The 21,354-nt window shown below is 73.8% G+C and carries 23 protein-coding genes and 4 tRNA genes; 9 read left to right on the top strand and 18 right to left on the bottom strand.

Features of this window, described 5'->3' with window-relative positions; all coding sequences use genetic code 11:
- Positions 1 to 26: 26 nt before the first annotated feature.
- From ACIP98_RS35815 to ACIP98_RS35790, 6 genes are read left to right on the top strand one after another with little or no spacing between them, the layout of a single operon-like run.
- Positions 27 to 1,613 (top strand): 4-coumarate--CoA ligase family protein, encoded by a 1,587-nt coding sequence (locus tag ACIP98_RS35815; protein ID WP_401980268.1) that lies wholly within the window; start codon positions 27 to 29, stop codon positions 1,611 to 1,613.
- Positions 1,610 to 2,359, top strand: a complete 750-nt coding sequence (locus tag ACIP98_RS35810) for an enoyl-CoA hydratase family protein (RefSeq protein WP_401980265.1) — start codon at positions 1,610 to 1,612, stop codon at positions 2,357 to 2,359. Before ACIP98_RS35815 ends, ACIP98_RS35810 begins: the two co-directional genes overlap by 4 nt.
- A complete protein-coding gene (locus ACIP98_RS35805; protein WP_401980264.1) occupies positions 2,347 to 2,961 on the top strand; it encodes a TetR/AcrR family transcriptional regulator in 615 nt (204 codons plus the stop codon). Before ACIP98_RS35810 ends, ACIP98_RS35805 begins: the two co-directional genes overlap by 13 nt.
- A gap of 37 nt (positions 2,962 to 2,998) precedes the next feature.
- On the top strand, positions 2,999 to 4,060 hold the full coding sequence (locus ACIP98_RS35800) for a hypothetical protein (protein ID WP_401980263.1): 1,062 nt from the start codon (positions 2,999 to 3,001) through the stop codon (positions 4,058 to 4,060).
- Positions 3,943 to 5,352 (top strand): hypothetical protein, encoded by a 1,410-nt coding sequence (locus ACIP98_RS35795; RefSeq protein ID WP_401980261.1) that lies wholly within the window; start codon positions 3,943 to 3,945, stop codon positions 5,350 to 5,352. The genes ACIP98_RS35800 and ACIP98_RS35795 overlap by 118 nt, the downstream gene beginning before the upstream one ends.
- Positions 5,349 to 7,205 (top strand): AAA family ATPase, encoded by a 1,857-nt coding sequence (locus ACIP98_RS35790; protein WP_401980260.1) that lies wholly within the window; start codon positions 5,349 to 5,351, stop codon positions 7,203 to 7,205. Before ACIP98_RS35795 ends, ACIP98_RS35790 begins: the two co-directional genes overlap by 4 nt.
- Before the next feature lie 15 nt (positions 7,206 to 7,220).
- Here ACIP98_RS35790 and ACIP98_RS35785 read toward each other — a convergent pair whose 3' ends face one another.
- From ACIP98_RS35785 to ACIP98_RS35765, 5 genes are all read right to left on the bottom strand, one after another.
- Positions 7,221 to 8,399 (bottom strand): ribonuclease inhibitor, encoded by a 1,179-nt coding sequence (locus tag ACIP98_RS35785; RefSeq protein WP_401980258.1) that lies wholly within the window; start codon positions 8,397 to 8,399, stop codon positions 7,221 to 7,223.
- 1 nt (position 8,400) lies between these two features.
- The gene (locus ACIP98_RS35780) at positions 8,401 to 9,783 is read right to left on the bottom strand and encodes an SDR family NAD(P)-dependent oxidoreductase (protein ID WP_401980256.1); all 1,383 of its coding nucleotides are present in this window, start codon (positions 9,781 to 9,783) and stop codon (positions 8,401 to 8,403) included.
- Between the two features lie 29 nt (positions 9,784 to 9,812).
- Positions 9,813 to 9,884, bottom strand: a tRNA-Glu gene (locus ACIP98_RS35775).
- Between the two features lie 59 nt (positions 9,885 to 9,943).
- Positions 9,944 to 10,014: transfer RNA gene (locus tag ACIP98_RS35770), tRNA-Val, on the bottom strand.
- 14 nt (positions 10,015 to 10,028) lie between these two features.
- A tRNA-Trp gene (locus ACIP98_RS35765) sits at positions 10,029 to 10,101 on the bottom strand.
- A gap of 88 nt (positions 10,102 to 10,189) precedes the next feature.
- Between ACIP98_RS35765 and ACIP98_RS35760 the strand changes: the two genes are divergently transcribed.
- A complete protein-coding gene (locus ACIP98_RS35760) occupies positions 10,190 to 10,567 on the top strand; it encodes an MmcQ/YjbR family DNA-binding protein (RefSeq protein WP_319657883.1) in 378 nt (125 codons plus the stop codon).
- Here ACIP98_RS35760 and ACIP98_RS35755 read toward each other — a convergent pair.
- The 7 genes from ACIP98_RS35755 to ACIP98_RS35725 all read right to left on the bottom strand — a co-directional run bounded on the left by ACIP98_RS35755 (position 10,542) and on the right by ACIP98_RS35725 (position 15,618).
- Positions 10,542 to 11,198, bottom strand: a complete 657-nt coding sequence (locus tag ACIP98_RS35755) for a DUF4291 domain-containing protein (protein WP_401980253.1) — start codon at positions 11,196 to 11,198, stop codon at positions 10,542 to 10,544. The two genes, ACIP98_RS35760 and ACIP98_RS35755, sit on opposite strands and share 26 nt — an antisense overlap.
- 197 nt (positions 11,199 to 11,395) lie before the next feature.
- Positions 11,396 to 11,605, bottom strand: a complete 210-nt coding sequence (locus ACIP98_RS35750) for a hypothetical protein (RefSeq protein WP_401980251.1) — start codon at positions 11,603 to 11,605, stop codon at positions 11,396 to 11,398.
- Positions 11,583 to 11,963, bottom strand: a complete 381-nt coding sequence (locus tag ACIP98_RS35745; RefSeq protein WP_319657880.1) for a metalloregulator ArsR/SmtB family transcription factor — start codon at positions 11,961 to 11,963, stop codon at positions 11,583 to 11,585. The genes ACIP98_RS35750 and ACIP98_RS35745 overlap by 23 nt, the downstream gene beginning before the upstream one ends.
- Positions 11,960 to 12,436, bottom strand: a complete 477-nt coding sequence (locus ACIP98_RS35740; protein WP_319657879.1) for an SRPBCC family protein — start codon at positions 12,434 to 12,436, stop codon at positions 11,960 to 11,962. Before ACIP98_RS35740 ends, ACIP98_RS35745 begins: the two co-directional genes overlap by 4 nt.
- A 654-nt stretch (positions 12,437 to 13,090) precedes the next feature.
- A complete protein-coding gene (locus ACIP98_RS35735) occupies positions 13,091 to 13,906 on the bottom strand; it encodes a hypothetical protein (protein ID WP_401980248.1) in 816 nt (271 codons plus the stop codon).
- Between the two features lie 55 nt (positions 13,907 to 13,961).
- Positions 13,962 to 14,483 carry a SigE family RNA polymerase sigma factor gene (locus ACIP98_RS35730; RefSeq protein ID WP_401980245.1) on the bottom strand — a complete coding sequence of 174 codons (522 nt, stop codon included), beginning with the start codon at positions 14,481 to 14,483 and terminating at the stop codon, positions 13,962 to 13,964.
- 43 nt (positions 14,484 to 14,526) lie between these two features.
- Complete coding sequence (locus ACIP98_RS35725; protein ID WP_401980243.1) at positions 14,527 to 15,618, bottom strand: MFS transporter; 1,092 nt, start codon at positions 15,616 to 15,618, stop codon at positions 14,527 to 14,529.
- A gap of 146 nt (positions 15,619 to 15,764) precedes the next feature.
- Between ACIP98_RS35725 and ACIP98_RS35720 the strand changes: the two genes are divergently transcribed.
- Positions 15,765 to 16,034, top strand: coding sequence for a DUF6343 family protein (locus ACIP98_RS35720; protein ID WP_401980242.1), 270 nt, complete (start codon positions 15,765 to 15,767; stop codon positions 16,032 to 16,034).
- Between the two features lie 79 nt (positions 16,035 to 16,113).
- On the opposite strand, the gene ACIP98_RS35715 is transcribed toward ACIP98_RS35720, so the two are convergent.
- The 4 genes from ACIP98_RS35715 to ACIP98_RS35700 all read right to left on the bottom strand — a co-directional run bounded on the left by ACIP98_RS35715 (position 16,114) and on the right by ACIP98_RS35700 (position 18,962).
- Positions 16,114 to 16,187, bottom strand: a tRNA-Met gene (locus ACIP98_RS35715).
- A 71-nt stretch (positions 16,188 to 16,258) separates the two neighbouring features.
- Positions 16,259 to 16,612 carry a VOC family protein gene (locus ACIP98_RS35710; protein WP_401980240.1) on the bottom strand — a complete coding sequence of 118 codons (354 nt, stop codon included), beginning with the start codon at positions 16,610 to 16,612 and terminating at the stop codon, positions 16,259 to 16,261.
- Between the two features lie 55 nt (positions 16,613 to 16,667).
- A complete protein-coding gene (locus ACIP98_RS35705) occupies positions 16,668 to 18,032 on the bottom strand; it encodes an FtsK/SpoIIIE domain-containing protein (RefSeq protein WP_401980237.1) in 1,365 nt (454 codons plus the stop codon).
- A gap of 309 nt (positions 18,033 to 18,341) precedes the next feature.
- Positions 18,342 to 18,962, bottom strand: coding sequence for a hypothetical protein (locus tag ACIP98_RS35700; protein ID WP_319657872.1), 621 nt, complete (start codon positions 18,960 to 18,962; stop codon positions 18,342 to 18,344).
- 220 nt (positions 18,963 to 19,182) lie between these two features.
- Between ACIP98_RS35700 and ACIP98_RS35695 the strand changes: the two genes are divergently transcribed.
- Entirely contained in the window at positions 19,183 to 20,520 is a 1,338-nt protein-coding gene (locus tag ACIP98_RS35695; protein WP_319657871.1) for a helix-turn-helix transcriptional regulator, read from the top strand.
- A 116-nt stretch (positions 20,521 to 20,636) separates the two neighbouring features.
- On the opposite strand, the gene ACIP98_RS35690 is transcribed toward ACIP98_RS35695, so the two are convergent.
- Both ACIP98_RS35690 and ACIP98_RS35685 read right to left on the bottom strand, forming a co-directional pair.
- The gene (locus ACIP98_RS35690) at positions 20,637 to 20,924 is read right to left on the bottom strand and encodes a DUF4190 domain-containing protein (RefSeq protein ID WP_319657870.1); all 288 of its coding nucleotides are present in this window, start codon (positions 20,922 to 20,924) and stop codon (positions 20,637 to 20,639) included.
- A 29-nt stretch (positions 20,925 to 20,953) separates the two neighbouring features.
- Positions 20,954 to 21,109 carry a hypothetical protein gene (locus ACIP98_RS35685; RefSeq protein ID WP_401980233.1) on the bottom strand — a complete coding sequence of 52 codons (156 nt, stop codon included), beginning with the start codon at positions 21,107 to 21,109 and terminating at the stop codon, positions 20,954 to 20,956.
- Between the last annotated feature and the right edge of the window lie 245 nt (positions 21,110 to 21,354).

Here is a 21,354-nt window from a genome sequence, read left to right as displayed (position 1 = left end):
GTCCCGATCGAGGAGGGGGAGCGGTCATGGCACAGCCGGCCGTGTTCCACAGCGAGTACCCCGCGGTTCCCGCCGTCGACCTGCCGATCCACGAGGCCGTGCTCGGCCGGGCCGCCGAGTTCGGCGAACGGCCCGCGCTGATCGACGGCGTGGACGGCACGACCCTCACCTACACGCAGCTCGACGCCTTCACGCGGCGTATCGCCGCCGCCCTGGCGGAGGCCGGGCTGCGCAAGGGAGACGTCCTGGCGCTGCACAGCCCCAATACCGTGGCCTATCCCCCGGTGTTCTACGGGGCCACGCGTGCCGGGGCGGCCGTCACCACGGTGCATCCGCTGGCCACCGCGGAGGAGTTCGCGCGGCAGCTGCGCGACAGCGGCGCCTCCTGGATCGTCACCGTCTCGCCGCTGCTGGAGACCGCCCGCAAGGCGGCGGAACAGGCGGGCGGGGTCCGGGAGGTCTTCGTCTGCGACACCGCCGACGGGCACCGCTCGGTCCTGGACTTCCTCGCCTCCACCGCGCCCGAGCCGCAGATCGCCCTCGACCCGGCCGCGGACCTGGCCGCGCTGCCGTACTCCTCGGGCACCACCGGCATCCCCAAGGGCGTGATGCTGACCCACCGCAACATCGCGACCAACCTCGCCCAGCTCGACCCGATGCTGTCCACCGAGCCAGGGCACCGCATCCTGGCCGTGCTGCCGTTCTTCCACATCTACGGCCTGACCGCGCTCATGAACCTCCCCCTGCGCAAGGGCGCCACCGTGGTGGTGCTGCCGCGCTTCGACCTGGAGCAGTTCCTCACCGCCATCGAGACGCACAAGGTGCAGGGCCTGTACGTGGCCCCGCCCATTGTGCTGGCGCTCGCCAAGCACCCGGCCGTGGCCGGACACGACCTCAGCTCCCTCGAGTACGTGATGTGCTCGGCCGCTCCCCTGGACGCGGATCTGGCGCGGGCCTGCTCGGAGCGGCTCGGCCTGCCGCCCCTCCTGCAGGCGTACGGGATGACGGAACTGTCGCCGGGCACCCATGTGGTGCCGCTGGACGCGCGGGACGCACCCGCGGGGACGGTCGGCAAGCTCGTCCCCAGTACCGAGATGCGCATCGTGCCGCTGGACGGCGAGACCGGCGCCGGCGCGGACGGCACCGGGGAGATCCACATCCGCGGTCCGCAGGTCATGAAGGGCTACCTGGGACGGCCCGACGAGACGGCCGCCATCGTCGACGAGGACGGCTGGCTGCACACCGGTGACGTCGGACGGGTCGACGAGGGCGGCTGGCTGCACGTGGTCGACCGGGTCAAGGAGCTGATCAAGTACAAGGGCTACCAGGTGCCGCCCGCCGAGCTGGAGGCGGTGCTCCTCACCGATCCGCGGGTCGCCGACGCGGCCGTCATCGGCGTCCTGGACGAGGACGGCAACGAGATCCCCAAGGCGTACGTCGTCCCGCAGCGGGGCGGCCCCCTGACCGAGGACGACGTCATGGAGCACGTGGCGGCGCAGGTCGCCCCGTACAAGAAGGTGCGGCGGGTGGAGTTCACCGACGCGATACCGCGTGCCGCGAGCGGAAAGATCCTGCGGCGTGAACTCCGCGCCCGCGAAAGGGGCGGCAGTTGACGGCCGACGAGAACGCGCCCGTGGTGCGCTCCGCGTCCGAGCGGGGGATCACCACGCTCACCCTGGACTCCCCCGCCAACCGCAACGCGCTGTCCGCGCGCATGGTGGACGAGCTGTCCGACGCGCTCGCGCGGGCGGGAAAGGACCCGGCGACCCGTGCGGTGCTGCTGACGCACACCGGCGGCACCTTCTGCGCCGGGGCGGACCTGAAGGAGGCGACGTCCCCGCAGGGCCCGGGCCGGCTGGTCGCCCTGCTGCGGTCGATCGTGGAGCTGCCCAAGCCGGTGGTGGCCAAGGTGAACGGTCACGTGCGCGCGGGCGGGCTCGGGCTGCTGGCGGCCTGCGACCTCTCGGTCGCGGGGCCCGGGGCGAGCTTCGCCTTCACCGAGGCACGGCTCGGCCTCGCCCCCGCCGTGATCTCGCTGACGGTGCTGCCGCGGCTCGATCGGAGGGCCGCGGCCCGCTACTACCTCACCGGGGAGGTCTTCGACGCCTCGGAGGCCGTCCGCACCGGCCTGGTCACCGCTCCCGAGGAGGCGCTGGACGGCATCCTCGCGGGCCTGCGCGCCGGTTCGCCCCAGGGGCTCGCCGAGTCCAAGGCACTGACCACGGCGGGGGTGCTGCGGGCCTTCGACCAGGACGCGGACGCGCTGACCGAGCGGTCGGCGCGGCTGTTCGGCTCGCCGGAGGCCGCGGAGGGGATGCGGGCCTTCCTCGAACGGCGGGCGGCGCCATGGGCGTTGTGAGCGCCCGCGAGCCCAAGCAGGACCGCAGCCGGGCCACCCGGCAGCGGCTGCTGGAGGCGGCCGTCGCCTGCCTGGCCGACCGCGGCTGGGCGGGCAGCACGGTCGCCGTCGTCGCCGAGCACGCGGGGGTCTCACGCGGCGCGGCGCAGCACCACTTCCCCACCCGGGAGGACCTGTTCACCGGGGCGATCGAGTTCGTCTCGGAGCAGTGGCTGGTCGCGCTGCGCGAGCGGACCCTCGGCCTGCCGGACGCGGGCGTGCCCCGCACCCGCGGTGTCGTCGAGCTGGTCGTCGACCTGTACACCGGCCCGATCTTCCGCGCCGCGCTGCACCTGTGGATCGCGGCGGCCAACGAGGAGCAGTTGCGGCCCCGCGTCACCGCCCTGGAGGCCCGCATCGGCCGCGAGGCACACCGCCTGGCGGTGGAGATGCTGGGCGCCGACGAGTCCGCGCCCGGGGTGCGCGAGACCGTCCAGGCCACCTTGGACATGGCGCGCGGGCTGGGGCTGGCCAATCTGCTCAGCGACGACAGCGCCCGGCGCGCGGGCATCGTCCGTCAATGGTCGGCGGTCCTCGACGGGGCGCTGCGCGGCGGTTTTTGACTCGCCCGCTGTCGGTGGCCGGTGGGAAGATCGCGGCATGGCGAACGAGGTGGAGCAGGCCAGCGGACTGGGCTTCCTGCTGGCCCTGGTGGACCCCGGGCCGGCCGCCCGGGTGCGCCGCAGGACCGGTCTGCCGCAGGAGAACACCGCGGCGGTCACGAAGCCGCCGCCCGGCCCGGCATGGGACCTGGGCCTGCGTGACCTGCCCTCGTCGGTGGTGTGGTGGATGCTGCAGCAGGACGATCCGCGGATCAATGAGCTGGTGTACGGCCACTGCGCCATCGACGACCGCGTACGGCACGACATCCTGAACGGCGTCCCGCACGGGCCGGGCCGCAGCCGGAGGGTCCCGGTCGCCAAGCGTCTGTCGCGGTACCCCCCGCCGGAGATACCCCGGGCCGCCGGTCCCGCGGAACTGACCGCGGCACTGCGCGAGGTGGCGTCCATGGCGCAGGGACGTGCCGCCGCCCTGATGGTGCGGCGCGAGGACTGGGGTGTGGTGGCCGGGGCCGACCGCGAGCGGCCGCTCCCCGGCTACGCCCGCTGGGCGCTGTCCGTCCGACCGGACTGCCCGCCTGAGGTGCGGACGCAGTTCGGCACGCACCGCAAGTTCACGCACCGGCTCAGGACCGCGGGAGTCGTGGACGGCCCGGCGGTGTACGCGACGACGACGCGGCCGGCCAGGCAGGCCCTGTCCGTGCTCGCGATGGGGCGCTGGGCGTTCCCGGACCGCCTCACCGAGGCCGCCGCGGCGCTGGGTCCGCTCGTGCGCGCGGAGTTGGGCGGCAACACCGAGGCCTGGGCGGTCCTCACGCAGTTGCTGCCGACGTTCACCGGGACGCTGCCCGAGCTGGTGACGACGGCGCGGGCGATCGCGGGCGACGGCGGCGAGGAAGTCGATGGCCCGTTGTCGGTGGGCTCTGGTACCACTGATCCACCGGGGCATCAGGGGGATGCGGAGGTCGTGTACGGGGGGCCGTCATGGGATACGGGGCAGACACTGGGGGACGACGGCTCACCGTGGGGCTCGGCGACCGGCGGGCGCTTGAGCGCTGGCGTCCGGCGGATCCGGGCGTCGTGGCAGAGGCCCGGCGGCTGAAGGAGGCCGCACTGCTGGACTTCGGTCTGACGCAGTCCGCCGTCGCGTCCTGGTTGTACGCCAAGTGCCGGCACCAGATCCCGACGACGGCGGTGGACACCGCGGCGGTGGTCGCTTCCGGGGACGGCACGATCCTGCTGCTGTTCAACCCGGAGTTCTTCGTCGGTCTCGGCCTGGAGGGCGTCAAGTTCGTCCTCTTCCACGAGTCGCGGCACGTGGTGCACCGGCATCTGTTCACCGAGCCCGAGCTGCGCGAGGACCCGGTCTTCACGCTGGCCGCCGAGGTGGCGATCAACCACGTGGCGATGGTCCGGCTGGAGCGTGACGCCCTGCCGCTGCTGGACGGCGAGCCCACCGGTGTCGACCCGCGCACGGTCCACCGCGACTACGCCAACGACCTGCGGGAGCAGGGGCTGGCGCCGCTGTCCTACGAGGACTTCACCGCGACCGACATGAGCGTCTACACCGAGCTCAAGCGAATGACGCGCCCGCCGGTGCCGGCGAGCGCGGTGCGGTGCGTGCACGTGGACGGTGGCGGGGTGCCGGCGGACCAGGAGACGGTGGACCGGCTGGTGTCCTCGGCACTGCTCAACTCCCTGCTGGCGGCGCGCCGGGGCCACGCCGGCGCCGAGCGGGAGCTGCTCGACCTCATGGACCGCACCCAGGACGCCTCCGAGCGCGCCTCGCGGATGTGGGGGCAGTTGGGGGCCGGCGCGCTGCGCGGCGAGACCGTGCGGACCCGGCAGGTGGACTGGTGGCAGCGGTGGCTGGTCGACGTGGTCGCCTCGAAGCTGCGCGAGGGCGAGCGGCTGGTGTACCCGAAGAAGCGCGGCGCCCTGCTGGCCGCGCTCGGCCACGACCCGATGCTGTCGCGGCGCGGCCCGGTGCGCGACAAGGTGCTCGTCGTGGCCTATGACACCTCGGGGTCCATGCCGTCCTCCGTCGTCGACTGGCTGACCGAACTCGTCGGCCGGATCGACGGCGTGGAGGCGCACTGGCTGTCCTTCGACGGCGTCGTGATGCCCTTCGCCCCGGGCGAGCGGGTCTACGGCGGCGGGGGCACGAGCTTCCAGGTCGTCGCCGACTACGTGGAGGGGCGTTCCGAGGTCCGCGGCCGCCGCTTCGAGGAGCGCCCGGACGCCGTGATCGTGCTGACCGACGGCTGGGCCCCGCACATCACGCCGGCCGAACCCGACAAGTGGATATGGCTGATCACCCAGGGCGGTGACGACTGGCCGGACAGCCACACCCCGCCCATGGCCTGCCACCGCGTCACGACAGGAGCGAGATGACCACCACCGCGGCGACCCCCACGGCCGGCCCCCGGCCCTGGCGGGCCAGCGCCACGTACCCGGAGCCGCCCGAGGGCTGGACCGGCCGGTCCCGGCTCGAGTCCTTCATCGACGCGATGATCGACATGCGGCAGACCGGGCAGGTCTTCGGTGAGCACGGCATCGGAAAGACCTCGACGTTCTTCTCGCACATCGCCGAGGCCCACCCGGACACCGAGCTGGTCTTCGTGCCCGCCGCCAACCTCACCCCGGACGACCTGCTGGCGAACGCCCCCGTCCGCGACCCGGAGACCGGTGCCCTGGTACTGCGTCAGCTGGTGATGAGCCAGCTGAAGCCGGGGCGGCCGTTCGTGCTGCTCATCGACGACTCCCTGCAGGCGGGCGAGACCATCCAGTCGCAGCTGATGCAGATCGCCTGCAACTGGACCCTCGGCGAGTACGACCTGCGTGAGCTCGGCTGCATCGGGGTGTTCCTCAGCGACAACGAGTCACTGGCGGAGACGGCGGGCCGGCGCGGCGACCTGGCCCTGCTGGACCGCATGGTCACCGTCCGCGTCACCGCCAACGACACGGCCTGGCGGTTGAGACTGGCCGCGAAGTACCGGGACCGGGACCTGTCCGGGGTCTTCGGGGTGTGGGCGTCGCTCGGCCCGGCCGTCCGCGAGCTGCTGTCGCCCCGCACCCTCGACCACATCCTGGCCAACGCCCGCGAAGGCTTCCCCCTGCGGTGGGGACTGCCGCTGCTCAACGGCGAGCGGCTGCGGCTGGCCGAGCCGCGGAGCGACGGCGCACCCGGTCCTGACCGTACGGCCGAGATCCTGGACCGGATCGCCACGGCGCTGGGCGTGCCCAACCCGGCGACGGTCCCGGACCCGGTGCGCTCCGTGGTGCGCGCGGCGCTTCGCAATCGGTGGACGGTGCTGCTGCAGGGTCCGCCCGGCTGCGGCAAGACCGAGCTGGTGCGGGCGACGCTGCGCGAGGGGCTGGGCCGCGACCCGCTGTACTTCTCGCTGCCGGTCACCAATGTCGAGGACCTCTGCGCCCCCGTACCCGGCCCCGACGGCTCGCTGGAGAACCTGCTGGCGGCGGTCTTCACCGGTGCCGAGCCGAAGGCCGTCGTCTGGGACGAGTACAACCGGCCCAAGGACAAGGCCGCCTTCGCCAAACTCATGGAGATCACGCAGGAGTGGTCGCTGGCGGGGCGCCCGATCGAGAACCTGCGGGCCCAGATCGCCGTGCAGAACCCGCCCTACCACCTGGGCCGCAAGCTGCTGGTCTCACGGAACAACATCGCCCAGGCCACCCGTTTCACCGCGTCCCTGACGGTCGAGCCCGGCGACATCCCGGCCAACGAGTGGCTGATCGCCCGCTACGGCGCGGTCGCGGAGACCGTGCTGGAGTGGTGGAAGCACGACATCGACGAGGACGGGCGCGCGTGGATCACCAAGCGCACCATCGAGCGGCTGATCAAGCTCCACCAGCGCGGCCTGCCGCTGGAGATGGCGACCGTCTACCTCGGCGACGGGGAGTACGCCCCGGTGCCCCTCACCGCCCTGATGGACCGGCTGGCCCGGCGGTCGGTGACCGGGCTGCGCGAGCTGGCGGCGGACGTCGTGGGGTGGGAGGCCCGGCTGCGCGGTGCCCGCGAGGAGTCCGACGAGGGCAACAACGACAGCGACATCGTCCACCAGGTCATCTCCAACGCCGAGTTGTCGCAGCTCAGGCGGTACCGCAAGGTGGTGACCCGGCTGGTCGCCCTGCTGCCGCCGAAGTTGCGCTCGACGTATCTCGTCGGCGCTTCGGAGGAGGCGCAGCGCTTCTGGATCGAGACCTTCGCGCGCATACCGCGCTGACGGGGCGGCGCCCGGTCAGCGGGGCGTGCGGTGGACGCTGCGGACGGCGGCCACGGCGTCGGGGACGGTGGGGTACGGCAGGTGCGCGCTGAGCGCGTCGAGACGCCGCCGGACGCTGGTCGCGACGCCCTTGCCCAGCACGAAGCGGGTCGGCGCGGCCGCGCCGGGCGCCGTGTCGAGGAGGCGGTGCGCCTCGCGGCTGCGCATACCGGTGTGCGACAGCACCAGGTGACCCAGCCGGTGCGGGGCGGCGGCCAGGGCAGCGGCCATGGCCTCGGCCGCATCGGTGTCGACCCGGTTGTCCGTGGCGCCGAGGACGGCGGCGGCACGCACCCGGCCGAGGTCGAGCAGTTCGACGCCGGCCGCGGCCGCGGCGGCGACCAGTGCCGCACAGGCCCGTGGGCCGATGCCGTTGCTCGCCACGGAGAGCCGGGTGAGGCTGCCGTACGGGGCCCGGCGCAGCGCCTCGGCGAGGATCAGCCCGCCCTCGTCGCCCAGGCGGGCGGCGGAGACGTAGAGCTCGCCGACCGCGCCCTCGGTGACCAGCGCGGCGAGCACGGCCGCCCCTGCCGCCCCCAGCGCGTTGCCGCCGGCGAAGAGCCGCTCGACGCCGCGCCCCTCACGGGCCGCGATCAGCAACGCGTCCACCAGGACGGCCAGTCCGGCCACGTCCAGCCCGGTCTGCACCAGGTCCAGGGTGCGCAGCGAGCGCGCCGCGTCCACCAGTCCGGCGGCGGCCTCGCCGCCGCCCGGTCCGAGTGGATTGCGCTTGAGCCACACTCCCGTGACGGCCTGCGGCGAGGCCCGCAGACTGTCGGCGATCGTGCAGGCGCCGCCGGCGGTGATGCCGTTGCAGCCGAGGTAGAGCGTCTCCACACCGGTGCCCGCGGTCCGTTCGGCGACGGTGGCGGCGCCCGCGTCGCCGAGTCCGTCGGTGCCGAGCAGCAGATGGCGTACGGTGCCGGTGGCCGGGGCCTGCCGCAGCGCCTCTGCGACGGCCGCGGCGCCCTCGGCGCCGAGCGCCTGCTTGCACAGGTCGAGGCGGCCGTCGGGCAGGGCGGTGCCGGCGGGGAAGTCCGTGCGCCGTACGACGCCTTCGCCGCCGCGCAGCCACTCCAGGAGCGGTTCCAGGTCGGTGCGCGGGCGCGGCACGACCTCCGGGACGCTCGCGAAGGGCCGCTGCTCGTCCGTCATGTCACCACTCGGCTTCCCGGTAGTCCTTGAGGAACACACCGGACACCGGGTGCCCCGCCTCGCCGCGCACGATCGGGTCGTACACGCGCGCCGCGCCGTCCACGATGTCCAGCGGGGTCCGGAAGCCGGCGCCGGCGAGCCGGTGCTTCTTCGGGTGCGGGTTCTCGTCGGTGATCCACCCGGTGTCGACGCTGCACATGTGGACGCCGTGACCGGCCAGGGCGGGCCCGCTCGTGCGGGTGAGCATGTTGAGGGCGGCTTTCGCCATGTTGGTGTGCGGGTGGCCGGCCGTCTTGTTGCGCACCGCGAAGCGGCCCTCGACGGCCGTGACGTTGACGATGTAGCGGCGCGGCCGCGGCGAGGCGAGCAGCAGGGGAAGCAGCCGGTCGCAGAGCAGCGCGGGAGCCAGGGAGTTGACGAGCTGGGTCTCCAGGACCTCGGCCGGGTCGAGCCCGCCGAGCTCCGCCGACCAGGAGTTCCGGGGTGCCGCGTCCGGCAGCAGCCCGGCCTCGTCGGTCTCGGCCAGGACCAGTTCCGCCACCGGGCCGCTCGCGGCGGGCAGGGCGGGGGCCGCCCCGAATCCGGGCGCGGTCAGCATCGCCCTGGGCCGCGGGCCGGCCGGCAGCGGCAGCCGCTCCCCCGCCGTGAGTGCGGCGTACGCCGCGGGCGGCCTGCGCACCGTCTGCGCCGCGTTGTTGACGAGGATGTCCAGCGGCTCGCCCGTCTCCCGCAGCCGCTCGCACAGACCGACGACCTGGCGCGGGTCGCGCAGGTCGACGGCGACGACGGTCAGGCGGTGCAGCCAGTCCTCGCTGCCGGGCGCGGCACGGAACCTGCGGGCGGTGTCCCGGGGGAAGCGGCTGGTGACCAGGAGTTCGGCGCCGTCGCGCAGCATCATCAGGGCGAGCTGGAAGCCGATCTTGACCCGTCCGCCGGTGAGCAGCGCCCGGCGGCCGCTCAGATCCGCGCGGGCACCCCGGTGGGCGGTGTTGTCGGCCGCGCAGTCCGGACAGAGCAAGTGGTAGAAGGCGTCGACCTGTCGGTAGTGCGTCTTGCACACGTAGCAGCGGCGCGGCCGGGAGAACTCCCCCGCGGGGTCGCCGGCAGCGCCCTCCTCGGCCGGGTCCAGGGGAGCGTCCTCACGCCGCGCCAAGGCGCCGGTCGCGGTGGCCGCGACGACCTCGGCATCGGCCGCGCTGCGCTCCTCGCGCCGGGTCTTGCGGCGGCGCAGCCGCCCGTCCCGCGCGAACGACGCGGCGACCTGCTCGGCGCGCAGCCGCACCGGGTCGTCGACCGGCAACGCGCGCAGCTTGCCGACCACCGCGTCGAATACGGCGAGTTCGGCCTCGCCGATGACGCCCGTCTCCCCGCCGGTCTCCCCCACTGCCCCTGCCCGCTCGTACCACCGTGACGTGGGTCCGGCCGGATTCGAACCGGCGTACCCGCCTTGAGAGGGCGGCGCGCCTGCCTCTGCGCTACGGACCCGAGTACCCGCAGTGCCCGGACGGTGCGCTACGTCCGGGCATTGCCGGTGATCCTATCGGGGGTCCGGCCGGATTCGAACCGGCGTACCCGCCGTGCGCGGGTGGCCCGCCCGCGTGTGCGCCACGGACCCGAGCACCCGCACTGCCCGGACGGCCGGATTCGAACCGGCGTGATCCCTTTTTGGAGAAGGGGGCGCCTGCCTCTGCGCTACGTCCGGGCATTGCCGGTGATCCTATCGGCGCCCCACCCCGTCCCTGCGCCTACGATCGGGCTGACGCCGCCCGACCGCCCCCGAGGAGGCCCCCGTGCCCGTCCCCCGCGATCCGTTCGACGTCCGGGAGAAGGTCCGCGCGTTCGCCCTGGCCCTGCCCGGGGCCGGGGAGGAGTTCCCCTGGGGCGAGAGCGTCGTGAAGGCCGACAAGAAGGTGTTCGTCTTCCTGGGCGTCGGCGACGGCAGCCACCCGCCCCGCATCGGCGTGAAGCTCAAGCACCCCGAAGTCCACGAGCACGCGCTGACCGTGCCCGGCGCCGAACCCAGCGGGTACGGTCTCGGCAGGGCGGGCTGGGTCTCCGTCCCGCTCGCCGAGGGCACCCCGGCCGCGGACGTGCTGTGCGAGTGGGTGGAGGAGAGCTACCGCGTCATCGCGCCCAAGCGGCTCATCGCGGAGCTGGACGCCCGCTGAGTTCCGTCGTCGCGCCGATCACCGCGGCCGTCGCCGCGGCCGTCGCCGCGGCGAGCGGGTACGGCGATTCGTCCGGCAGCAGGGCGGTCGCGCCGGCCGCGTCGCCCGAGCGCACCAGGTCGCGGACGGCGTGCGCCAAGCCGGTGACGTCGCGGACGGCGCGGAGCCAGTGGTCGGCGTAGTCCTTGGTCGCCCGCCCGGTGAGGCCCAGTTGGAGGGACCGGTACGGCAGCGGGCGAAGGCCGAGGTCGCGTTCGGGATCCCATTGGACGCGCACCGAGGTGGCCCGCAGACGCTCGGCCCAGGCCTCGCGGTCGGGGTATGCCCTGCGGTCGTAGTGGGACAGGCAGGCCCCTCGCAGCGCGGACTCGAACCCCTCGCGGCTGATGTCGAGGGCGAGCACACGTTCCTGGCCCTCTTTGCCGCCCCATCCGCTGCGGTACATCATCCACAGGAACGACGGCTTGATCCACGTCATGCGCGACCGGCTCCAGCTCGCGGGGAAGCGGCCGTGCCGTGCGGCGTGGTCACCGATCTCCGGACGGTACGCCTGGTACACCGTCACGGTGTCGGTGGTGTGCGCGGCTCTGATCTGGCGGTACGGGGTCGTGGTCGTCGGGGTGCTGTTCATGATGCGGGCATCGTGCCCGCGTGGCTCCGGCGGACGCCATCGGTTTTTCGCGCAACCGCCGCTCCGCCTCGGCTCGGTGGCAGGCACCCGTTCGGCCGCGGCAGCGCGTCGGCGCCGTTCGTGCTCGACCGGGACGACTGCGCGGGCACCGTCGTCGGCCCGTCGAGTTCACGCCGAGGTGCGCCCGAGCCCGCGCGTCAGGACGGTCGGGACCCTCCTCCCCGTGGCCTACCCGCCACGGACAGCCCGGCGATGCCGATGTCCTGGCCGAAGAACCAGAAGGTGGAGCCCACGCCCGGCGCGAGCAGAGCCACGTTCACGACGACGAGCAGCGAGCCCACGCGCCGGTTGATCCGGCCGTCGCCGATGCGGCCGGAGAACATGTCAGGCGGTCTCTCCCGGTTCACGGCGCACAGGCTGCACCGGGGGCGCGGCGCCGGTTTCCTCGGCGAGGCGTTTGATCGCGTCCAGCCGGGCGTCCCACTGCGCGGCGACGCGGTCCATCCACCGCGCCGCCGCGATCAGCCGCTCCGGCCGTACGGCGTAGCGCATTTCGCGTCCCGCGCGCCGTCCGGCGACCAGTCCCGCCTGGTCCAGGACGGCCAGGTGCTTCACGATCGCCTGGCGCGTGACGGGGAGTTCGGCGGCGAGCACGGTGGCGGTCGCGTCACCGTGTCCGGCGATGGCGTCCAGGATGCGGCGTCGCATCGGATCGGCCAGCGCGGCGAAGACGTCCTCCTCGCCACCCGCCTGACGGTCTGTCATACGGGCAGCTTCTCCGTGTAGGCGGCGAATCCGGCCAGGACCTGCGGCCACCCCTCCGAGTGGCTCTCGTACCCGGCCTGCGGGACGCGCTCCTCGGGGATGTCGAGGGTCGCGAAGCCGCTCTCGACCACCCGCAGCAGCGTCCCCTCGCCCTCGGGGGTGAGGGTGAACTCGACCAGGGTGGAGTTGCCCTCCGCCGCCTCCACACCCGGGAAGGCGCTGGCCCAGCGGTAGGCGAAGTAGCGCGGCGGCTCGACGCTCACGATCCGCGTGGGGTACACGCCCGCGCCGTGGTCCAGGCGCATGATGCCGCCCGGGCGCAGCTCCATGGACCTGGGCTCGCCGCTGCCGCCCACGTCCCGGCCGAACCAGCGGCCGATGTGCTCGGGGCGGGTCAGCACCTCCCACACCCGCTCGACGGGCGCTCCGATGCTGATCTCGCGTTCGATCCGGTCCTGGGTCCCGGTGCTCATGGCCTTACCTCCATCGACGACAACCTTACGTGCAACCTCATGGTTGCACGACATCCGCCCGGCCCGCAACCTAGTGGTTGCACATCCGGCCGCCCGAGGTCACGGGGTCCCGGCCGCCCCGTCGGAAGACCCCGTGGCGAAGCGCCGCCTCGCCTCCGCCGGGGCGGGCCACGCCGGGCCGAAGTGCGCCCGCCGGTCGGCGCGGCCGAAGAGGACGGAGCCGATGGGGTACGGGGGGCCGCCCGTGGCACGCGCGGCCTCGAAGGCGGCGCGGTGCGCAGCACCGCCGGCGGGTACGGGACCGGGTCGTCCGGGACACGCGGCAGCAGCCGGTGCGGCCGCTCACGCAGCAGGGGTGGAGCAGCACCGGGACCGAGGCCGGACGGCGTCGGCGCGCCGAGGAACAGTGCGGGAGTTCAGGGCGGTCCGCTCCGCACGGCAGGGCCTCGCCCGAAACCGCGACGCCCCCGACGACCACGGCGGTCCACTGCACGGTACCGGCGCCGCCCCTCTCCGCCTTCGCCCGCCGAACGATCCTTCTCGTCCCGCCGTAATGGACCACGGCTCCCGCGAGGAGGGCGTCCCGCACGCCCTTCGCGCACCAGTGCTCGACGTTCACCCCGCCGATACGGCCCACGTCCGGTGCGGCAGCGGTCAGGAGGCCGGCGCGGTGTCGGCGTCGCTCTCGGGGAAGGCCTCGAAGACCTTGTCCCAGCTGGAGGAGCGCACGATGGCGCCGAGCTGCGCAGGGGTCAGGGGCGGCTCCGGCCGCGTCTGCGGTACGCCCTTCTCACCCGCCGCGTTCCATTCGCTCGCGCCGATCCGGCCGCCCTCCGGCGTGGTCAGCACGGCGCGCCAGTTCTTGGGCCCCGTGCGGGCGTCCTGGTACTCCCAGCCCTGCACGACCGTCAGCACCGACCCGTCGGGCAGCTGCGTGCGGGCGCACTTGGTGCCCTTCTTCATGAAGGCGGGATCCGGGCACTGGTTGTCCTGCCGCTGGTCGTCCGGGTCCCGGCTCAGGTCGACGGACACGGTGGCGGCGCCCTTGCCGTCGTCGAAGACGAACTCCGCATACGGAACGGGGTTCCCGCTGCCGATGGTCTGCGTGCCCCTTGCCCGTCCGCCGGTCACGCTTCCCTTGGGCAGCAGGGCCTTGAACAGGGTGAGCATCTCCTGGTCGGAGATCTGCGGGCGGCCGGCCGGGGTGGCCGGCGGCACTTTCGCCGGTTCTTTCGCCGGCGCCGTCACGGCCGGGACCGCCTGCCGGGCCGTACCGGCCGGTACGACCAGCACCGCGGCGACGCAGGCCGCGGTGACGGCGACGAAGGCACCCGTCACGGCGGCGGCGCGCCGGCGGCGGCGGAGGGCCCGGCCGCGCGCGAGTCCGGCGGCCGCGAGGGAGGCGGTGTCGGTGCTGAGCGCGTCAGCCGTGCGGCGCAGCGCGGCGCCGAGGTCGTCTTCGAAAGGCATGGGAGTACCACCGTCCGTGGAAGCGCGGGAAGCCGTGAACCGGAGCATGCGGGGGTCAGCGGGGGGACACCAGGTCCACGAGGCTGTCGCCGAGCAGCTCGCGGAGCCGGGCGAGCGCGCGGAACGACCGCGTGCGCACGGTGCCGGGGGTGAGCCGCAGGGCGTCCGCGGTCTCCTCAATGCTCCGGTCCTCCCAGTAGCGCAGCACCAGCACCGCGCGGTCCTTGGGGGAAAGCCGGGCCAGGGCGTCGAGGAGGGTCAGCCGCAGCAGCGTCGTGTCGCCGTCCGAGGAGGTCCCCGACGGGATGTCGGGGAGCTCCCCGACGGGCGACTCGCCGCTGCTGCGCCGCCGCTGATGGGTGAGGAAGGTACGGACGAGCACGGTCTGGGCGTAACCGGCCGGGTTGCCGATGCGGCTGATGCGCCGCCAGGTGAGGTACATCTTGCCGAGGGTCTCCTGGACGAGGTCCTCGGCGAGATGCGTGTCGCCCCCGGTGAGCAGGCAGGCCGAACGGAAGAGGTGCGCCGCTCTGGTCGCGGCGAACTCCAGGTAGTCCTCCGTGCGTTCCTCGTGCATCTGCCGCCCTCTGCTCGTGATCGTCTTCCGGCGCGCCTTCACCTCACTGACGCCGTGGACGCCGGGAAATGTTGCACCGCCACAGCAGCAGGGCCCCGGCCAGGAACGGCAGCCCCGCCACGGCGAACAGCGGCGCGGGACCGGCCCAGCCGGAGCCGAGCGCCCAGAGGCCGAACAGCAGCAGCGCGGCGGCCTCCGAACCCAGCCCCGCCAAGGAGGTCACGGTGGCCCGGGTGCGGTCCCCGAGCAGTTCCTGCAGGCGGGCGTCGGCGGCGGCGCCCGCCCAGTCGAAGACCCCGAACGCCACCGCGACGGCCAGCAGACCGGCCGGGTGACCGCTCGCCGTTCCCGCGCCCGCGGCAAGGCACAGCCCGGCCGCCGCCGGGGCCGCCGGGGCCCAGCGCATGCCGCGTCCGGCGAGCCAGCCGCCGGCGGTGGCACCCGCGGTGACCAGGAGCACAAGCAGCGGTACGAGGGGCGCGCTGACGCCGGTGGCCCGCGCCAGCAGCGGCACGTACTCGTCCAGCGCGGCCGCGCCCGCCAGCAGCGAGACCACCGCGAGCATCCGCGCCACCCCCGGCTCGTGCCGGGCCTCGGTCAGCGCGTCGCGCAGCAGGGCGCCGTAGCCCGGTTCGTCCTCCGCGGCTCCCCGGCGCCGCTCGGGCAGACGGAGTGCGGCGAGCGCGGTGAGCACCGTCACGGCGATGCTGGCCAGCCCCACCGCCCGGTAGCCGCCCGCCCCCAGCAGCGGTCCGGCCGCGGCGGTCGCCGCCAGCGCGGCCGTGGTGCCCAGGGCCTGGGAGCGGCCGATGAGACGTGCGTACGCATCGGACGCACCGGCCCCGGTCAGCCCCTCGTGGACCAGTGCCTGCAGTGCCCCTGACCGCAGTGCGCTACCGGCGCCCCACAGCACGAATCCGGCCGCGAAGGAGGCGTAGCCGGGCAGGAAGGTCCACAGGGCGAAGCCCGCTCCGGTCAACAGCGGCGCGACGCACAGCAGGGCACGCCGCGAGAAGCGGTCGGCCCACACCCCGGACGGCACTTCCAGCGCGAACGCCGTGAACGACCAGAGGGCGAAGAGCGAGGAGATCCCGGCCTCGGACAGCCCGGAGTCGGCGAAGAGCACCGCGTACACCGGGTAGAGCGGGATGAGGTCCTCGAGGAACGCGTAGGCGTACAGCCTGCGCGCGAGGAAGGACTCCGGGGACTTCCGTGCCGATCAATGTCGCCATGTCATGACACGAGCGTAGCGGGGTACGTCTCCGGTGAGGAGTGGTTTCCATGCACCTGGGACGTACCGGAAGCGAACCCCTGCAGGCCCGCAGCGCGCTGCGGCTGAGACTGGGGCTGGCCGCCTTCGGCCTGGTCTGGGCGATCGCCGGCACGGTGATCTTCTCGGTCCTCGGGCCGATGGGCTGGGCGATCTTCTTCGGCGTGCTGGCGCTGGCCGCCGCGACCGACCTGGTGGTAGTCGTCCGCCACATCCGGCAGGGCCCGCACTACCAGCCGGGGCCCGACGTACCGCCGTACCACCCCGTGCGCAGGCGGTGACGCCGCGCGCTCCTCGCGAGAGACGGAGATCGGGAACGGCGGAAGGCCCGGTGCTTGCGCACCGGGCCTTCCGTTTCCGTAGCGGGGACAGGATTTGAACCTGCGACCTCTGGGTTATGAGCCCAGCGAGCTACCGAGCTGCTCCACCCCGCGTCGATGAACACCACCCTACGGGGTGCCGGCCCCAGGACCAAATCCATTTCCCGCGGCGCGGCCGGGCGCGGTCAGGCGGGCTCCCAGAGCTCGATCCGGTTGCCCTCGGGGTCGGTGACCCAGCCGAACCGGCCGACCCCCTCCATGTCCTCGGTCTCCTGGGCCACGTCCGCTCCCTTGGCGCGCAACTGCGCGAGCATCGCCTCCAGGTCGCGGACCCGGAAGTTGAGCATGGTCTGCTGGGCGCGGGACCCGAAGTAGTCGGTCCCGGACTCGAAGGTCGCGAACACCGTCCCCCCGGCTTCCTGGCTCCACAGGCCGTGCTCGTCGGTGTCCAGGCCCAGGCAGTCGCGGTACCACGCGCTCAGCGCCTCCGGGTCGGTGGCCCGCAGGAAGTATCCGCCGATTCCCAGCACACGTTCCATGCCGTCATCCTGCCAGGACCGCAAAGGGGACGGCCCGGCACCACACCATCGGCCGCTACTGCGGACCCGGGCGGGGCCGGGGCAGGGTCGGGAGATCGGGCGGGTCCTGCGCGTCCGGGGCGTAGGGCCGGAAGGGGTCCAGGGCCGGGATGTCGGGGACCAGGTGCGCGTGCGCACGGCAGACCGCGGCGGTCTCGGCGATCGACACCAGCGGGGTACGGATGTGGGACCAGCCGCCGGAGGCGTCGCCGGCCACCGCCACGCCGGCCCGGTCCGGGGCGATCGACGTCGCGGCCGCCATGGCCTCGGGCGCGAAGTCGGCCAGGCCGATCTCGGCGGTCTGCCTGCTGACCCGGTGCACCACCCGGCCGGTGAGCTGGGCGCGGAGCAGGCCGGCGCCCTTGCCGAGCTCGGGCCCGAAGCGCTGCCCGCAGATCTCCAGGTAGATGCCGACCGGACGCGCCCTCTGGGCCAGCCGGATCAGGTTCGCGACCATGCGGTCGCGGGTCTCCTCGTCGATCGTCGTGGCGTTGGGGAACAGTTCGGCGACGTCGTCGACCAGCACCACGACCGGGAAGGGCCGCAGGTACGCGGGAAGCCCCCAGATGTCCGACGCGACCTCCTCCTCGGGCTCGTCGAGCGCCGCGCCCTGCTGGTTCTTGAGCAGGTCGAAGCGGTCCTCCATCTCCGCCACCAGCGCGTCCAGCAGCTTGGCCGCCTGCTCGCGGTCGGTGGCCAGGGCCGACAGGCGGCACGCGTACGGGGCCTGTTCCACCCCGCGCTTGCAGTCGATGCCGACCAGGGCCACCGGGAGCCTGGCCAGGTTCATGATCAGGTTGCGCTGGTACATCGTCTTGCCCGACTGGTTCGCGCCCAGGGTCAGCGTGTGCGGGATCCGCCGGTAGTCGCGTACGAAGGTCGTCCCGTCCTCGCGCAGCGCGACCGGGACCACCATCGGGCCGGACGGGAGACGGCGCGGCATGCGCACCTCGCGCAGCACGTCGTAGCCGGTCATCCGCAGTTCCACCACGCCGGGCTTGACGGGGACCACGCTGAGCGCGTGCACGCCCCAGGCGTGCCGCAGCCGGCTGGAGGCGGCCGCCACGTCGGCCGGTTCCAGTCCCGGTGGGAGCCGCAGCCGTACCCGCATGCCGATGAGGGAACCGCTGACCCCGCGGATCTTCGGCGGGACCGGCTGGGCCTGCCGGCGGCCCGTGACCCACACCGCGAACGCCCGCAGCCGGGACGGGGGCAGCGCCAGCCCGCAGGCGGTCATCGTGGAGCCGTAGGTGGCCAGGAACCGGCCCCACGTCAGCGGCAGGCCGACCAGCAGCCAGAAGGCCACCGGGTACCGGCGCCGGGTCCAGTCCAGGCCACCGGCCAGTGTCAGCACCAGGCCCAGGAGCACGACGACCCTCATGGTGATCAGCCCCTGCCATTCGACGCGGCGGCCCGAACCGGTGCGTGACCGCCACGGCGCAGATCGGGATCCCGTGCCGGGTAGGGCCGTTGAACGCATGGTCGCAGCTCCGGGGCCGTGGGCCCGGGAACCGACACAGGTGGGCGCCGGACGCAGCCCGGATCGGTGACGCGGCTACTGCGGATGGCCGCTGACGGCTGCCGGGCCGACGGGCACCAGGGCGAGGCCCCGTGGGCGCGCCGACGGCGGGGCTCCCCCCGGGGCCCCGCCGCCGCGTACCGTGTGCCGTCGTGCCGCTCCCCGGCCGGGTCAGCCGTAGAGCTTGGCGACGGCCCTCTTGGTGGTCTTCTTGAAGGCCGTGACCGGGGCCTGCTTGAGCGTGCCGATCTGGCTCCACTTCACGACGGTCACGGTCCGGCCGTCGCGCCCGATGCCGTACAGCGCGACGCCGTGCTCGGAGTCGGGGTGCGCGGTGTGCACACCGTAGACGTGCGCGCCGTTCTCGACGCCGATCGAGCCGTAGTCCTTCCAGTCGGCCTCGCCCGTCGGGTTCTGGCGCTCGAACCGGGTGGCGCAGCCGCGGACGGACGCGCGGAGCCGGGTGGCCAGGTCGCGGGCGGCCCGGGTGTTCTTCGCCTTGAAGGTGAGCTGGACGGCGCCGGTGTCGAACTCGGTGCCGAACTCCCGGTACGCGGCGCCGCGGGACGGCAGGACGCGCTCCAGGCAGAAGACCGGGTAGTCGGGCAGGCCCTGGGTGACCCGGTTGGCGAACCAGGGGGAAGAGGGGTGCGGCGGCAGTTCCTTGGCCGCCAGGAACTTCGGTGCGGGCGCGGGCGCGGCGGCCTCCGCCCCGGCCCCGAGGCCGAGCAGGGCGGTGGTGGCGACTGCGGCCGTCACGACGGCGCGGCGGGTCAGTGTGCGCTGGTACAAGGTGCGTCCCCGTTGTCTGTGATGGTGGTCTCCGGTCGGGTGCCGCCGGCGCCGGAGCGACGGCGGTTGACGTGCACCAGCCTGCGCGGAACGGTCGCGACCGGGCAACGGATACCGCGTCATCCGGGACGCCGGAACGGTTCCGCGTACCCTGGCCTGGGCAGACGGGAGCGCCCTGGAACGGGCGCCGGGAACGCGGGACGACGGCGGGGGCACGGGGATGGCCGGTACGGCGGCGGGCAGCGGGCAGTTCGCGGAGTGTCTGCGCGCCCTCAAGGAACGGTCGGGACTGAGCTACGGGCAGCTGGCGAACCGGCTGCACGTCAGCACGTCCACCCTGCACCGCTACTGCCACGGCGACGCCGTTCCGGCGGACTACGCGGTCGTGGAGCGCCTGGCCCGGCTGTGCGGCGCGGGGCCGGAGGAACTGGTCGAGCTGCACCGCCGGTGGGTGCGGGCGGACGCGGCGCGGCGGGCCGGCAACCGGGGCGGCGGCGCGGAGCCCGCGGGCGAGGCGCTCGGAGCCCCCGAAGTGCCGGAAGTGCCCGAAGTGCCGGCGGAGGCCGTCCCGGAGCCGGCGGTGGACGCTCCGCCGCCCTCCGCCGGGGGAACGGCGCGACACGGTTCCTGGCGCCGGCGGTTGTCCCGTCCGGCGGTCGTGGTGTCCGCGGCAGCACTCGTGCTGACGGGCGCCGCGCTGGCGATGACCGACGCCACCGGCGACGGCCGTCCCGCGGCGGCCCGCACCGCGCCTCCGGCGACGGGCGGGACGGGCGGTGCCCACGCCTCTTCTCCGGCTCCGGAGGGGGAACGCGGCGGCAGCCCGTCGTTGTCGCCCTCCGCGTCGGGCACCGCGGCGGCTCCTTCTCACTTACCGCCCTCAGGCGGGCCGTCACACTCGCCCTCCCTCACGCGAACGCCGACCGGCTCCGCCCCGGCGGCCCCGGCCAGGCCGCTGAACTGGAGCGTCCGGTCGCACGTGTGGGAGAACGGTTGCGACCACCGCTATCTGATCGACCGTCCGCCCTCCGACGTCCCCCCGCCGCCCGTCGAACAGGACGCCCGCGCCTGGGCGAGCGCCCTCGACGCCGTGCACGGCGGCACCACCGTCGTCGAGGCCACCCTGCGCGGCCGTACGCCGGCGCCGGTGGTGGTGCAGGCCCTGCACGTGCGGGTGGTGGAGCGGCGCGGCCCGCTGCGCTGGTCCTCGTACGCCATGGACAACGGCTGCGGGGGTGCCCTCACACCCGCCGTGTACAGCGTCGACCTCGACGCCCCGCGCCCTCTCGCCCGTCCCCAGGACGGTTTCGACGGCGAGAAGGCCGTCCCGGCGGTCCGCCTGCCGTACCAGGTCTCCGACCAGGATCCGCTGGTGCTTCGGGTCGGCGCCCGGACGCAGGGCTGCGACTGCGACTGGTACCTGGAGGCCGACTGGACCTCCGGCGGGCGCACCGGCACCGTCCGCATCGACGACGGCGGGCGGCCGTTCCGCACCAGCGGCGTCAAGGGCCGCCCGGAGTACGGCTACTGGCCGTCCACCGGCTGGACCCGCGGCTAGAAGACGAGGCCCTGTCGTCACACGGGCGCCAGCCGCCCGGAGGGCGGGCCGTGGGTCCCCCAGCTACCGCTGGGGGAGGGAATGCGACGACCGGGCCTGGGCCCCTCTTACGGGCGTCAGGAGCCGAAGGGCAGGAGCAGGCCCTTGTTCATGGTGAGCAGCACGACCAGCACCATCAGGTCCGCCGCGCCGAGGACGAGGCCGAGCAGGGCCCGTACGGGGCGCTTGGTGCCGCGCACCAGGGCAACGCCCCCGAGTACGAGGGCGAACGGGCCGAGCACGATGTTGAAGGCGAGCAGGCCGACCAGTCCGAGGACGAACGAGGCGACGGCCATGCCGTCGGCGCCGTCCGAGCCGTCCTTGGAACGTGCGTCGCGCTCACGTACGGGTGCGTAGGAGTCCATGGGTCGAATCCCCCCTGGGAGACGTGGAGTCAGCGGTGGCGGTGGTGTGCGAGGCGCTCGCGGATCGAGAAGACGAGCAGCCAGGCGGTGATCGCGCCGGCGGCCGCGAGGAAGACGGGGAACGAGGTGCAGGAGACGGTGCCCAGGAGGATCCCCAAGGCGACCAGGGCGACGAGGAACGTCACGAGGCGCTGCCTTTCTCGATGACTGCGATGCCGTGGCGACGCCTGTCGCGGGCGGGCGGAGCGATACAGCGGCGCCGTGCCGCAGTGGCGCGGTGGCACTTCAGTGAACAGTTGGAATAACAGTTGTTCACTGAGTCCGTAGTCTAGTGTCAATACCGGTGACTTTGAGGGCTTCTATGTCGTTGTGTGGGTGTGCCAAGGCCCGGACAGGTGAAGTCGTCAGATGGTGAGCGGTTGTCGGATCG

This window comes from Streptomyces sp. NPDC088354 (assembly GCF_044753585.1).
In the GTDB taxonomy this organism is placed as follows: Bacteria; Actinomycetota; Actinomycetes; order Streptomycetales; family Streptomycetaceae; genus Actinacidiphila.
Note: the sequence above shows the minus strand (reverse complement) of the source record. Positions and strands in the feature narration are given on the sequence as shown.